The organism is Leptospira haakeii, from assembly GCF_002812045.1.
Taxonomy (GTDB): Bacteria; Spirochaetota; Leptospiria; order Leptospirales; family Leptospiraceae; genus Leptospira_B; species Leptospira_B haakeii.
Map to the genome: position 1 here is coordinate 549,846 of NZ_NPEG01000001.1, position 14,509 is coordinate 564,354.

At 39.6% G+C, this 14,509-nt stretch carries 10 protein-coding genes; 3 read left to right on the top strand and 7 right to left on the bottom strand.

The features are described from left to right. The first annotated feature begins 132 nt into the window (after positions 1 to 132). Positions 133 to 1,437 (top strand): hypothetical protein, encoded by a 1,305-nt coding sequence (locus CH377_RS02635; RefSeq protein ID WP_100722791.1) that lies wholly within the window; start codon positions 133 to 135, stop codon positions 1,435 to 1,437. A 38-nt stretch (positions 1,438 to 1,475) separates the two neighbouring features. Here the strand turns inward: CH377_RS02635 and CH377_RS02640 are convergent, their stop codons facing one another. Both CH377_RS02640 and CH377_RS02645 read right to left on the bottom strand, forming a co-directional pair. Beyond that, positions 1,476 to 2,414, bottom strand: coding sequence for a CPBP family intramembrane glutamic endopeptidase (locus CH377_RS02640; protein ID WP_100722273.1), 939 nt, complete (start codon positions 2,412 to 2,414; stop codon positions 1,476 to 1,478). A gap of 75 nt (positions 2,415 to 2,489) precedes the next feature. Next, positions 2,490 to 4,193, bottom strand: coding sequence for a GMC family oxidoreductase (locus tag CH377_RS02645; RefSeq protein ID WP_100722274.1), 1,704 nt, complete (start codon positions 4,191 to 4,193; stop codon positions 2,490 to 2,492). Positions 4,194 to 4,312: 119 nt separating this feature from the next. Here CH377_RS02645 and CH377_RS02650 point away from each other — a divergent pair, with 119 nt between their 5' ends. Further along, complete coding sequence (locus tag CH377_RS02650) at positions 4,313 to 5,749, top strand: flavin-containing monooxygenase (protein WP_100722275.1); 1,437 nt, start codon at positions 4,313 to 4,315, stop codon at positions 5,747 to 5,749. Continuing rightward, complete coding sequence (locus CH377_RS02655; protein ID WP_100722276.1) at positions 5,730 to 6,761, top strand: alpha/beta hydrolase; 1,032 nt, start codon at positions 5,730 to 5,732, stop codon at positions 6,759 to 6,761. The genes CH377_RS02650 and CH377_RS02655 overlap by 20 nt, the downstream gene beginning before the upstream one ends. Positions 6,762 to 6,795: 34 nt before the next feature. Here the strand turns inward: CH377_RS02655 and CH377_RS02660 are convergent, their stop codons facing one another. From CH377_RS02660 to CH377_RS02680, 5 genes are all read right to left on the bottom strand, one after another. Further along, complete coding sequence (locus tag CH377_RS02660) at positions 6,796 to 7,152, bottom strand: hypothetical protein (RefSeq protein ID WP_100722277.1); 357 nt, start codon at positions 7,150 to 7,152, stop codon at positions 6,796 to 6,798. After that, positions 7,142 to 9,067 (bottom strand): S8 family serine peptidase, encoded by a 1,926-nt coding sequence (locus tag CH377_RS02665; RefSeq protein ID WP_100722278.1) that lies wholly within the window; start codon positions 9,065 to 9,067, stop codon positions 7,142 to 7,144. The genes CH377_RS02660 and CH377_RS02665 overlap by 11 nt, the downstream gene beginning before the upstream one ends. A gap of 9 nt (positions 9,068 to 9,076) precedes the next feature. Continuing rightward, positions 9,077 to 10,501, bottom strand: a complete 1,425-nt coding sequence (locus CH377_RS02670) for a choice-of-anchor D domain-containing protein (RefSeq protein WP_243401938.1) — start codon at positions 10,499 to 10,501, stop codon at positions 9,077 to 9,079. Positions 10,502 to 10,872: 371 nt separating this feature from the next. Continuing rightward, positions 10,873 to 11,415 (bottom strand): hypothetical protein, encoded by a 543-nt coding sequence (locus CH377_RS02675; RefSeq protein ID WP_100722280.1) that lies wholly within the window; start codon positions 11,413 to 11,415, stop codon positions 10,873 to 10,875. Positions 11,416 to 11,426: 11 nt separating this feature from the next. Then, complete coding sequence (locus CH377_RS02680; protein WP_100722281.1) at positions 11,427 to 14,315, bottom strand: choice-of-anchor D domain-containing protein; 2,889 nt, start codon at positions 14,313 to 14,315, stop codon at positions 11,427 to 11,429. Positions 14,316 to 14,509 lie beyond the last annotated feature (194 nt).

Below are 14,509 nucleotides of genomic sequence, written 5' to 3' on the forward strand. Positions count from 1 at the left end.
TCTTAAGAATAGAAAAGGTTCATGGCATTTCTGAAAATAAAGAATGTTATACATCAGTAAGGGGATAAGCAAATAAATGATTACAAATGTATGTGTATTGAAGAAACTCCCCCAATTTTGAATAATGGTTATATGGGAAGAATTTTAGGTATTTCCTCAATCCTCCTACTGATCCTCACTTTTCCTCTCGAAACAATTCTAGCAGTAACGATCCAAATGAATGCGGGTCGTATTTTCAAAAAAGTTTCCATTCAAAAAGAATCGGAAACCGAGATAGAGGTGGTCGATCCAGACGGAGTCATATATAGAATCCGAAAGGATAAAATAAAACAAATCACAGAAGATGCTCCGGATAGTATTCCGGAATTTGCTTCCGACGAAAGTGTTCCAACTGGAGCGGTCAAGACACCTTCTCCCAAGGATTCACTTCCGGAACATTCTATCTTACTTTCTCAATCTTTGTCCAATGACGGTGCTTTCCAAGGTTCCGACCTATTCGGAGAAAGACAGGCGAGACGTAATGGTACTTCTTACAAAGATTTTTACGAAGCATATTTCTTAACTACTAGCGTGGAAATATTAGGTTTGCCTAAACAATTTAAACTTGGGCTTACCGTTATGAACCCTTTGGTGGACAGAAGTAATACAGACTCTGACCTAAGATTGCAATCCACACCTGGAGGTCCTGATCAAACTTATCTTTTAGATAAGTCGCTTGCTACAGGAACTTTACAATTCGATCCGAATGAAGTAAAGACCAGAAAAGAAAAAAATGGACTCTTTGATTATGTTTTCACTAGAGCAATGTATGATCATGAGACTAGACTTGGTACATTCTCCGCCGGATTTTTATTCATCAATCAAAACGATCCTAGCTACGTAATGAGAGGATATTGGGTGATCGGATGGAAGGCTCCTTTCTGGGAATGGCTCAATCCTCAGTTCTCGATTAATAATAAAATGTTAAACGATTACGGTGGGACTTTCCAAGGAACTCATAACTATCGTCTCACTCTTTCTCATGAATTTTTTAAAGGTGAAACTTTCAGGGTCACTCCAAGTTTGGTAGTAGGTTACGCGGAAGTAAACGATAACACAGATCGAAAAAAAGGAATTAGCGATATCAGTCCTAGACTCCAATTCGATTACGGAAAGTTTTTCTTTGCTGCAAATATGATGTATAGGGCAACGCCTGCATTAGTAGATAATGCGACTTATACACCGAATATTGGTGCCTATCCCGACAGCAATGCAAATGATGGGCTGACTATCGATCCTGCTAAAGCTTACGGATATAAGAACGAACTGATCGTAAACTATCTTTCTTCCTTATCGGATGATCCGGCAGTAAAGAGAGCCTTGGTAGATCATTACCAGCAACAGCATATAGTTCATGTGATCTTTTTCTATAATATCGGATACACGATCCGTATTTGAAATCCCTGTCTCCGGTTCTACCTGAACCGGAGATATATTTACTCCATAAAATATAAAAATTGTAAAGTAGCGGCAAGTTCCATTGCCAAAGCAACCCCTATATGTATCAAAATTCCTGCATATACTGATTTGGTTCTATAGGAGATCATTCCCAAGATAAACCCACCGAAAAAGGAACCCAATGCTTCGAATTGAGGTTTTGTAAAATGTAATAAGCCATACATGAATGCCATGCCTAAAACTGCAGGTTTACTTCCCGCTCTGGAAGCGAGAGGAAAAACCATAAATCCTCTAAAGAAAGTTTCCAAAACTGCAAAGTCCGCAGCATAAGAAATTTCGAATAGGATGATCCATATAGCAGGTGGATAGATCAAATATCCATCGGACATTCTTCCTGCAAATCTAGGGTATACTGAAAGAAAAGAAAGGGAGAAGGAAGCAATCGCTATTAAAGGAAGCATTAATCCTAATAAGAATAATACCTCACCGAATTTGGGAGATTTACTTAAACCTAAAAATCTATCTGGAGAATTTTTGCGTAGAATGATCCAAGCCAGAGGTAAAGCAACATACGCAAGAATTGTTCCTACATAGTTCACTGTAAGCATCGCAATTTCCACGGAAGAAGAACCAGCCCAATGGAATAACTCTGAGTCCCTGATCCTTGCAGAACAAACAATCGCAAGAACAACTACATAACCTAAGATCAAAGGAATAGAAGATTTGAATTCGTTTAGTTTTCCATAAAATGCAAGGACAATCGGATAGATAACCAATGCGCCTGCAGCAAAAAATAAAAAGTAAAATAGGCTTAAACCGATCTGGTTATCCTTTAAAGCCTGCGTAAAAAGTGGCGCAAATCGAAACGAATAGTTATAAGACCAAAAAATTAAAAATAAAAGGAACACTCCCCCGAAAGAGATCCAATCCTTTTTCGTTTGAAAAAAGTCCTTTAAACTTTCTTTTAATAAGGCCAAAATCCTTCTCCGAATCGAAGATATCCGATACGGAAAGAATTTCTTTTAGCTGAGTCTAGGTCTATCGTTTTCGGATCAGATTTTAGGAAAGACTACAGACGTGATCCCGAATTGTTTTTCGAATTCGAAACTAGAGACCGAATTATTCTCTTTAGGAGGGATCATGGACATCGCTCTTTCTGTCATTGCAGTGATGGACAGAGAAGGATTTACTCCAAGATTCACGGGGATCATAGAGCTATCACAAACTCTTAGGTTTTTATAACCATAGACCTTATTTTCAAAATCGATCACACCTTCTTCCGGATCGGAACCCATTACACAACCGCCCATGATATGCCCAGTAATCGGTGCATTCAAAAGAACATCATTCAATGAACTTCTGGGAATACCTCCGATCTTCTTGGCAACCTTTCTAGCTGTTTGGTTTGCAATCGGAATATAAGAAGGTACCTTCTCTCCTGAACTGATAGCAGAGGTCATAGACTTTTCGAAAGGCCAGGACATCCTTCTATTTCTCACTAACTTTACCTTATTATCCAGAGTCTGCATGACTAGAAGAATAAGGGAATTTTTAGCAAAGCCGAAAGGCCAAGATGCTTTCAAAAAATAAATAGGCTGAGTAAACATTGTAAAAAAATATTTAAGAGGCCTAGGGAAAAAGCCTCCACCGTCAGTCAGTACACTCGCAAGAGTTCCAAAAAAGTCAGAGCCTTTAGAATAGCGAACCGGTTCTATATGTGTATGTTCATCCGGATGAATAGAAGAAGTAATTGCAACTCCTCTAGAAAAATCTATATCCTTTCCGAATTTAGTAACTCCTAAAACCGTTTCGCTATTTGTACGAACATCATCTCCTAAACGAATAGAAAGACGTTTCATATGCCCCGCTTCCCGAGAACGCAAGAGTAAACCGACAGTTCCCATCACTGCTGCGGAAAGTACAACAGACTTAGCTTTAAATTTTCGTTTTGGAGAACCGAACCAACCGGTTGTGGATCTTGTAGAAAGTTGATAGCCGAATTCCCCACTCGCATTCGGATCGGGTTCTCCATATTCGTTTAAAGGAACTAGATCAGTTACTTTTGTTTCAGGAAGTACTTTCGCTCCTAATTTCTCCGCAAAAAATAAATAATTTTTATCTAATGTGTTTTTGGAATTAAAACGACATCCTACCATACAACCTCCACAAAGATTGCAAGTGGTTCTCTCCGGACCATCGCCTAGAAAGAAGGGATCTTTTACTGTTTGTCCTTGTTTTTCTCCGAAGAATACTCCTACAGGGGTTGCTGAAAAAGTTTCTCCTCTTCCCATTTCTTGCGCGATCTCTTTCAAGATCTCATCAGATCTATCCAAGTGTGGATTTTGAACGACTCCCAACATTCTGGAAGCAACCTTATAGAAAGGAAGCATTCCATCCTTACCGCCAATCTTTTTATATGTAGGATGATTTAACGTTTTATCGGAAGGAACATAAAGTGTGTTTGCATATACTAAAGAACCTCCGCCCACTCCTGCACCACTAACTAGAAAAAAATCTTTTAGAAGATTAAGCCTTTGGATCCCGTAAAAACCTAATCTAGGCATCCACAAATATTTGTGAACGGACCAATTCGTTTTAGGAAATTCTTTTGCAGTCCATCTTTTACCGGACTCGATTACCAAGACAGAATACCCTTTTTGGCTTAATCTCATAGCGGAAACACTTCCGCCAAAGCCAGAGCCTACTATAATGTAGTCGTAATCAAAATGAACGTTTGTTTTCTCTTCTGTCTTCATAAGTCCGACCTAAACATATCGATTTATTAACTCAATCCATTTTCGGACTTGACTATGCGTTCGAAAAACTTCTACTACTAATTCGTTTTATCAACCTCATAAAAAGATCGGAGAACTATATGCAAGAGTTGCCGAAAGTCTGCGTTATTGGCGCAGGCTCTAGTGGAATCACTGTTTGTAAATCATTGCAGGACAAAGGAATCCCCTATGACTGTTACGAAAAAGGAAGCGATGTAGGAGGTAACTGGAGATATAAAAACGACAACGGTCTGAGTAATATTTATAAGTCGTTACATATTAATACTCATAGAGATAGAATGGAGTATAGAGATTATCCGATGCCGGATTGGTATGCGGATTATCCTAATCATGAACCTATCCAAAAATATTTTATGGATTACGTGGAGCATTTCGGACTTCGCAAACATATTAAATTCAAGAACGGTGTCGCAAAAATAGAACCCCAAGACGACGGAACTTATCTAGTTACTAGCGAGAAGGGAGAAAAAATATTTTATGATGCAGTCATCGTTGCTAATGGCCATCATTGGTCTCCACGTTGGCCTGAACCCGACTTCCCCGGTAAATTTAATGGAAAGATAATACATTCTCACGACTATGTGGATCCTGAACATCCTATCCAATTAACAGGCAAAAGGGTGATAGTACTTGGTATGGGAAACAGTGCCATGGATATTTCCGTAGAGTTAAGCCGTCCTGGAGTTGCTAAAAAAGTTTTCTTAAGCTCTCGAAGAGGCGCTTGGGTAATTCCGAATTATCTTTTTGGAAAACCTTTAGACAAACAAACAGAATTACTGCCACCTGGAACACCTTTTTGGTTAAAACAATTCCTATTTGGAACCATGCTAAAAATTGGTGTCGGTAAGATGGAAGATTTTGGTCTCCCTAAGCCGGATCATAAACCTGGAGAAGCACATCCAACGATCTCCCAAGATATTTTAGTAAGACTTGGAAGAGGAGATATCAAATACAAACCTGTGATCCAAGAATATAATGGAAACAAGGTAAAGTTTGCAGACGGCTCCGAAGAAGAGATCGATGCGATCATCTATTGCACAGGATATAACGTTAAGTTTCCGTTTTTCAAACCTGAATTTATTTCAGCTCCTGATAATCATCTACCTTTGTTCCATAGGACTTTTAAACCTGATCTGAATAATTTATTCTTTGTAGGGTTATACCAACCTTTAGGTGCAATCATGCCTCTTGCCGAGTTCCAAGGAAAATGGCTGGCAGAATATCTAACCGGAAATTATAGCCTGCCAACAGTACCAGAAATGCAAAAGCAGATCCAAGATTATGAACAGAAGATGAAGAAGAGATACGTAAATTCTGTAAGGCATACGATGCAGGTGGATTACGAAGACTTTTTGTATTATATGCAGAAGGAGCTAAAAGCAGGTAAGAAAAGAGCTTCTAAAAGTTTACAAACATTACCTGTTCCATCAAAAGCAAAGTATAAACAATCCGGAAAACAAAGTCCTTCTAACGGAAAAACGGAACCAAGGAAAAAAAGTGCTCTGGCAAAAGTTTGAGACCCTAGCGGCCAGAGCCCTACTTTCCCTCCCAAATTCTGTACTTAAAATTTTCGGAAAGGATATCAAAAGAACAAGGACCTTGGATCCCAAGGTCCGAACCGCATTACTTTTAGCTAAAATTAAACCGAAACCGGAAAATCTTCCTCCACCTAAAGCGAGAGAACTTTTCAAAAATATAATGGGCTTTTTCGATTTAGAAAAAGAAGAAATCCCCAGGGTGGAGAACTTTTCCATACCCGGAACCGGCCCGAGGATCAAGGTCAGATTATATTCTTCTAATATAAATAAAGATCTGGAACCTTGTTTACTTTATTTCCATGGAGGAGGGTTTGTGATCGGGGATCTGGAATCCCATGATGCGCCGCTTAGATATTTAGCAAAAACTTCAGGTAGAGCAATACTCGCAGTCGATTATAGACTAGGCCCCGAACATATTTATCCTTCTTCTTGGGATGATGCATATTCTGCTTATAAATGGGTAAAAGAGAATGGAAAGTCGCTTGGCATTGATCCGAAAAAGATTGCAGTGGCCGGCGACTCTGCGGGAGGAAATTTAGCGATTTCCATCTCTACTCGCGCTAAAAAAGAAAAATTCACTCTTCCACAATTCCAAATATTAATCTATCCTTGGATCGATCTAATCCAGGAAAGAAAAAGTGTAGAAGAATTTGCAAATGGATACGCACTCACTCGAGATCTAATTCGCTATTTCAAATATCATAGCGTTCCAAATTCAAAAGATTGGAAGGACCCAAGAGTCACTCCTTTCCAACAAACGAACTTTTCTCATACGCCTAAAACCTACCTGTTAATTGCAGGGTTTGATCCGTTGCAGGACGAAGGACTCGCATATGCGGACCTTCTTCAGAAAGCGAAAGTAAAGCTGGAGGTCAAAACCTACGACACTTTGATCCATGGTTTTTTTAATTTAGGAAGAAGTGTTCCGGAAGCTAAAAATGCACTAAACCAAATCGCAAAATGGATCCAGACAGGATTTTCGGGAAAATAATATTAATTTTTTATAAATTTCCTACAGGGTTTTTTTAAAAAGCCCTGTATACCAAATTATGTTGGACTGATTCCACAAAACCAGATTTGGAAGAAGCGCTCTTAAGAATATCCAAACCTGGATCAGATTTATATTTAACCTTATAAGTATTTTCCATAATCAGTTCTATATCTAGAATAGAAAAATTAGGAGCTAATTCTTTTATCCTCTCCGAATTAGTTCCGGGAACCAATATAAAAATATACTCGTTCGGGACAACTCGCCCAGGCTTCACATATTTACCTTTTCCATGAGGAAGATCCTTAGGAAATCCTTGTGCGAATATAGAAAACGCAGATATCGATATAAAAATAAAGACCGAAATTGTTTTTAAAAAATTCTTAAGGAACATCTACACTCAAATTAATAGGAGCTTCTAAATTTCGGATCGCTCCATTTCCATTAGCAACTTTACCATATTTAGTAATATTTTGGATCGAGCTAGTGGCGGTACCACCTGCGACAATTGCGTTAATCGTGTCTGCATACGTAAATTTTGGATTAAATGATCTCAATAAAGTAGCAAGGCCCGCCACATGGGGAGTTGCCATAGAAGTTCCGTTGATCGTATTGTATTGAGCTATATTATCAACATCTAATGTTATTAAATTAAAAACGGTAATTGCAATACCCGCCTTATTAATAGTGGAATCCGAAACAAATTCGAAGCCGAAAGTACAATTAGAAGAGTGGGCACAATTCGGCGCAGCAACTTCGAAGTTAGAAATTATCAGCCCATCGCGTTCTCCTGAAAGGCTTCCTACCAGATTAGTCGAATTGAACACTATCGATTCGGATGTTGAACTAGATGCGTACATATTAATTCCATCGTAACCCGCTTCTGTATCCATAAATATGTTCATTCTAGCCGTGACAGCTTCCGCACCTGAAGTAATTGTAATCGGAGCGTAAGCCAGAGCATAGGAGTTCGATAAATAACCTGAATTTGAAATTCCATTGATTGCAGTAGAACAACTATTGGATAGATACAGGACCAGCGAATAAATAGAACAACCCGCCGTATTCCAGCCAGTTCCCAGTATATTATCCGTTATCCAACTAGTAAATGGAAGGTTATAAGTACCCTCTGCCCCCGCCCAAGTACTTCGTATATTTGTGCCTGGGGCACCTATATCAACATTTCTTTTAGAAGAATCATAATTAGAAAAACTCGCTAACTGAAATTTTTGATCCAAAGCAGCCACACAAAGAATATTAGCCTCATCATATTCGCAAGGGTAAGAGTTATCAGAATTTAGATCACTCCCATCGTTTCCAGCAGCAACTACAAATAACGCGTCGTAGTTGCTCCCTGCACTTGCGATTGCAGAACGCATAGCAGAATCATAATCCGGACCGCCTAAGCTTAAGTTCAAGACCTTTGCACCATTTCGTACTGCAAAGTTAATCCCTTTAATAATAGTAGCGGTATCTCCAGAACCTGATTGATCTAAAACTCGGACCGCCATAATTTTAGCAGTCCAACAAACTCCTGCAACCCCAGTTGCATTATTTCCTTTGGCTCCAATTGTACCCGCCACATGAGTTCCATGGCCATTCAAATCCATAGGATCAGAATTATTATTCACATAATTCCAACCGTTAGAGCAGGAACCTAAAGAAACTCCTTTATCAGAAACACAAGAGCCTGAACTCCACATATTCGCGCTTAGGTCTTGGTGATTATAATTCACACCGGAATCCACAACAGCTACAATAGTATTCGCACAATCTGTATTCACATCCCAAGCACTTTCCATTCTCATATCACTGTTGCTTGTTCCAGGATTATTTGTGGGATAAGTATAAGTTATAACGCTCTGACCAGTATTATTCATTCCCCATAATTGATTGTAAATCGGATCGTTCGGGGAAGTGTTTGCATGGTAGATGTAATTCGGCTGCACATATTCCACATCGGGATGAGTAGAATATTCAGTAATTGCCTCTTCTACAGTTTGGCCTTCTCTCAATTCTACTTGAGAAATTCCTGTCTCACCTAAATCGTTTAAAACTTTTCCATTAAAAGAACTGACTGCATACGATTTTATCGAGTCGCCTGCTTTATCTTTGAACTTAACCAAAACTTCGGAAGATTTGAATTTTATTTTGGAGTTTCTTTTATAATACTTTTTATTATCAGTATTTCCCGACGGATCCAAAAGTTTGGACAAGGTCGGAGCAACATTCGTTTGTTTTTCGGCAAAAAGATAACCGATAGATAAAATCGAAAAAATAAAAGTAAATAAGGTGAATTTATTCTTCATAAGATTTATTTAATATCCTGGAGAACTTACTGTAGCTTGGATCGATTTCGAAAATGCCGATCCTGTTGCATTAAATTGAGAAAATGATTTCACTCGAATATACCAAGTTCCAGCAGAACTTACTGTAATCGTTTTATAATTCGGAGTATATGGATCTCCCGCATACATTACGTCAGCATCGCAGACTACGCCCGAATCTCCTTGTGCACTAAAGTCCGAACCTTTTTTATAACAAACTCTGTAAGCACCCGAAGCCATATGAACTGCATGCTCTTTAGAATGTGCCCAAGTTACTATAACATCCCTTCTTCCCCCCGCACCGGAAACAGCCAGAACGGAACTGGAAGAATTTCCTCCCTTTCCATTGCTAGTACTCAAGGTAACAGTAGCAGATTTGGAACCAACACTTGTAGGACTGAACTTGACCAAGAAGGTAGCAGAAGCATTTGGAGCAAGGCTCGTAGAAGTAGGTTGGGTAATCGTAAACTCTCCCGGATCTGTTCCACTTAAGGACACTGGAGTAGTAAGATCTAAATTAGAACTTCCTAAATTACGGATCGTAATTGTTTTACTCGAAGATATTTCTCCAGGGAAAACACTCCCAAAAGAATAAGAGAATCCTGTGCTACTTGTAATATCTCTCGAAATATTATTATTATCAGAGTAAAACACCGAAATTTGAGGGGCATTTCCAGAAGTCCCTACTCCGGAAAGACCAATAACATAACTTGCTGTATTCGGATCATTACTATCGATTGAAATCGAAGCGGAGAATGTAGAAGCAGAAGACGGGTTAAACGAAATCGTAAATGTATAAGTCTTTTTAGGGGAAATTGTAACAGGAATACCGTTTTCGCTGAACGAACTTGCATCCGGTCCACTTAACGAAATATTAGAAATTACTAAATCTTGCTCTCCGCTATTTTTAACGGTAATCGTTTTAGAAGAAGTTCCTCCAGACGCCGCGTAAAAGTTAGTCTGTGAATTCGGAATAAAATTAAAACTATCTTCCGAAACCTGGATAGCAGGGGCTGGAGCCTCCGTACCTGTTCCTTTTAAATATAGAATATATGTGCCTATATTCGGATCATCCGAATTAATAATCAGATATGCGGCTTTTACACCGGCCGAACTCGGTTGAAAACTGATCTGAAAAGAGCTGGAATCTCCATCCGCCAAACTAGTACTCGAAGGTTGGGAATTGATCACATATTGAGAAGAATGGATCCCACCTTTAGAGACCGCATCCGGATTTCCAGTAAGAGTAACAGTGAAGTTCCCATTATTCTCGATCTTCAAAGTATTAGAAGAGGAAGAACTAATTAGCACGGAACCTAAGGAAAGTGTAGAACCGGAAGAATATCGATTACCTGCCGAATCTGAAACATGCAGCCCCGTAATACCGGAAGAAGGAAAAATTGGAAATAATTTCATTCCTCCGCCCCCTCCTCCACAATTCAGTTGAGGAAGGAATCCCGCTAAAACACTTAAGATAAAAATAAAACGATAATAACCTGAGCCCAATCTCTAATCCTTAATATGTTGGAATTCCTACGTGGAACCCAATATCGGTATGATATTATAAACAACTGGAGACTACGTTTCTCCCATTCTATTGCCGAATGTTTGGAAAGGTACGTCCAGAAAAATACGACCTTAAGATCAGGAAGAATTGGCAGAATAATTCTAAAAAACGGTGAAAAAAGGGAACTTATAAGTGAAAAATTAGCATGGTCTCTCCCTTAAATAAAAAAAGCCGCAGGATTTACACCCAGCGGCTTTTCAAACTTAGCTAGTAGATAAGTTTATTTCTTTTCCAGAGTTTTATTCCTTCTATATTTTTCGAAATCCTCTTTGGACGGAAGAGTTTTCTTTTTAAAAGCGGAATATCTGGCTTCTTGCAAAGTAGAATCTACGGTTTTACCGATAGATTTATCATTTTTGAAAGTTCCCAAGAAAATTTCGGCCTTCTGAGGATCCTTTCCGTAAAAGGCAGAAGAGTAACTTTTTACCGATAGATTACGCAAAGATTTATGCTGATTTCCATCTTCGATCTTACTCTTTAAAACTGATTCGGATTCTTCCGTAGGATAATACTCCAGAAGAGCGATCGCTTTTTCTTTCACATAGATCCTAATAGAAGAATCTTCTGTAATCGCTTTCAAGTAAGGAACCGGATCAGAAACAATCCTATCCAAAGAAGTTTTAAACTCCGCCTTAGATTTATGCCTGCTAATCGTTAGATCCGATTTTACCTTAGAGTAAACAGAAGGATCAATCGATTGAGCAGTTACCGGCAGCGCAAACGCTGCCAGTAAAAGAATAAGTAATATTTTCTTAATATACATTTTCGACTCCATTAATATGCTAACGGGTTGCTTCTCAGAATCCAACCTTGTTCTCCAGTAAGTTGAGTCTGAGATGTTACACCATCTCCGGCCCAGAACATCAGGTTTAATGCGCCTGAATTGGTGAATAAGCTTCCGGAACATTCTGAGATAGATACAAATCCGTCTGTATTAGTATCCTGAGAACTCAAGCAGTAAGGAGTTTCAATCAATGCGTCTCTTGCATTTAGACCGAACATACTCAATGTAGAGCTTGCTCCCCCTCTTTCGTTCGTATGGAAAAGCCCTAAGAAGTGGCCTGCTTCGTGAGCGATAGTATCTCCCAAGAACTGTTGATCACCTGCACTCAGAGCAGTTGCAGCAGATCCAGAAGTCCTATGAGGTTCGATCAACACGATCATTCCCGCCTTCTTCGTTGCTACTATTCCAGGAACTCCCGGGATACCGGCAGCCATTCCAAGTAATCCTGCATAATTCGAATTGGATGTATCCGATGTTAGGAAGATATTCAAGGAATTTGCATTTTGCGCAGAACCAGTTGTAGTGTACAACTTAGTTAATGAACTTGCAAGAGTTCCGGTCTCATCTTCGAAATCAGTCAGATCTAAAAATTCGGAAGCAGATACGCTTGTGGCAGAGAATTGGACATCTATTTTCACAGAATCCTGAGCATAGATGCTAGTAATTCTATCAACCGCATCTTGTAAACCTGCAACAGTATAAGTCGGGTAAGAGTCTTGGACGAATATAAACCGAATATTCAGTTTCTTTCTGTAAGTCCAAACCTTAGACAAACCACTGGTGTTGGTAGTACCAGATGTAGTAGTAAATGTTCTTTCTTCATTCAATCTTGCATTACATCCTCTGATGATAGAGTAGCTTGCATTAGTCGCGCTAAAGCTAACAGGAGAGTTCATGTCGAAATAAATCGTTTGAGATACATTCGGAGTGATTGTGATCGCGCCAGAGCCTCCCAGCAGATTTAAGAATTGTGAAGAAGTTGTTCCATAAGGTAACAACCCGGAGAAATTCGTGAGTCCCACTCCATCTCTCGTCTCATAAAGAGCAGATTGAGTTGAATTGTAGATACCGCTGAACATTCCGAACAATGTAGAAGTCAAGCTATGCGGTTGATTAATATAATAAATCGCCGCAGGGAAAGACGGTCCGATGGTTATCGGCTTCGTGCTTGAATAATACAGTGTCTGCCCGCTACCTCCGTAATTCGCAATAGTACCAAGGTTTGACGTAACCGATTGGGTGCTAATATCGAAACAAGGAGCACTTGGTTCAACACCATTGGCTGACAAGTTGATCACATAACTACTTTCATCCGAGTCATTATTTGCGATGGTTAAGGTCGCAGTCTTAGTCCCTGTAGAAGTAGGAGAGAATGTAACCGTGAAAGTAGATGTTCCACTCGCTGACACAGTAGCGGAAGGTTGAGAAGCAACAGTAAACAGTGACGAATCAGTTCCTCCCACAACCACACGAGGGGTTCCACTTAAGTTCAGAGTTGCGGTTCCAGTGTTTTCTACAGTAAATGTTGTAGTTGCACTAGTAGTACCGATTCTCGTATCCGCAATACCTGAATATGTTCCGGAACTTGCGATACTTGTAGAAGCTTGTTTCAAATTAATTTCAGGAGCAGGTGTTGGAGTTCCAGTGCCTGTGATCGTGAAATCATAAGGATTCTCGTCCGAGTCGTTATTTGCGATTGAGATAGATGCTGTTTTTGCACCTGTAGAAGTAGGAACAAATCGAACTGAGAAAGTTGTATTTCCAGCACTAGCTACGCTCGTGGTGCTAGGTTGAACGGTAACTTCGAATTGATTCGCATTCGTTCCAGTAATATCAACAATCGGAGTTCCGGTTAAACTTAGCGAAGCAGTTCCTAAGTTCTGGATCCTAAATTGGACAGCAGAACCCGCTACGTTCTCCACTTGGCTTCCGAAATCAGAAGAACCACTTCCATCCGCGATATTTACGGAACCTGAAACTTTTTGTACATTTATCTCAGGAACAGGTGTTGGATTTCCAGTCCCGGAAAGACCGAAAGTATAATTCGGAGTTCCTGCATCATCACTTGGGATAGTAATCGTAGCGGTCTTAACCCCGGTAGAAGTAGGAGAGAATGTAACTGAGAATGTTGTAGAACCGGAAACCGCAACGGTGTTGCTTGTCCCAGTTGTATCCAAAGTATATTGGTTCGCATTCGTTCCAGTCAGAGTGATTGTACTTAAATTTAAAGTAGCATCTCCGATATTATTGATCGTAAAAGATACTGCAGTTCCACTCGTATTCTCCTGAACACTTGTAAAAGTATGAACGCTAGATCCGCTAGTGAAAGTAGTAGATCCTCTTTTTACTTGAATATCTGGAGCAGGAGCTGGATTTGCAGTTCCACTCAAATTCAAAATGAATGAAGGAGTGTTCGGATCATTGGATGCTATTTGCAACTGAGCCGATTTAGTACCGGTTGATCCAGATGGAGAGAAAGTCACTGTGAACTCAGTAGTTTCTCCGGGATCCAAAACATTATCGGTACCTGATTGATCCACAGTAAATTGTGCTGCCTCCGCTCCTGTTTTTGCAATGATAGGAGTGCTAGTCAGATTTAAAGTTTGCTCACCATTATTTTGGATCGTGAAAACTCTAGCAGTGCTGCTTTGAGTAATTTTTACACTTCCCAAATTTTCCGTAGAACTATCTGGTACAGAAGTTACTATACCACTTCCTCTATAAACTCGAATGGTAGGATCAGGATTAGGAGTTTCTGCAGTTTCACCAGGCGGTAAAAGTAAAGGCCCCTTTCCTCCACCCTTCGGGCAATTTACGAAGGAGAAAAGAATAACAAGAGCTAAAACACTCTTGAAAAAAAATGTCGTAGACCGTTTCATATCGGAACTTTTCGACCTCTCTGTTTCCAATTTTATTAAGCACCAACTCCCAAATGGGTTGGAATGCCTTCTTCCTACGTTAGCCAAAATTGTATACAACTCAGACAAAGGTTCCCAAAAAATTATCAAAAATGTGTCTATGCACTTGTTTAACCTGTTTTTTTTCTAAAAACCGCACAGTATACGAAAAGTTA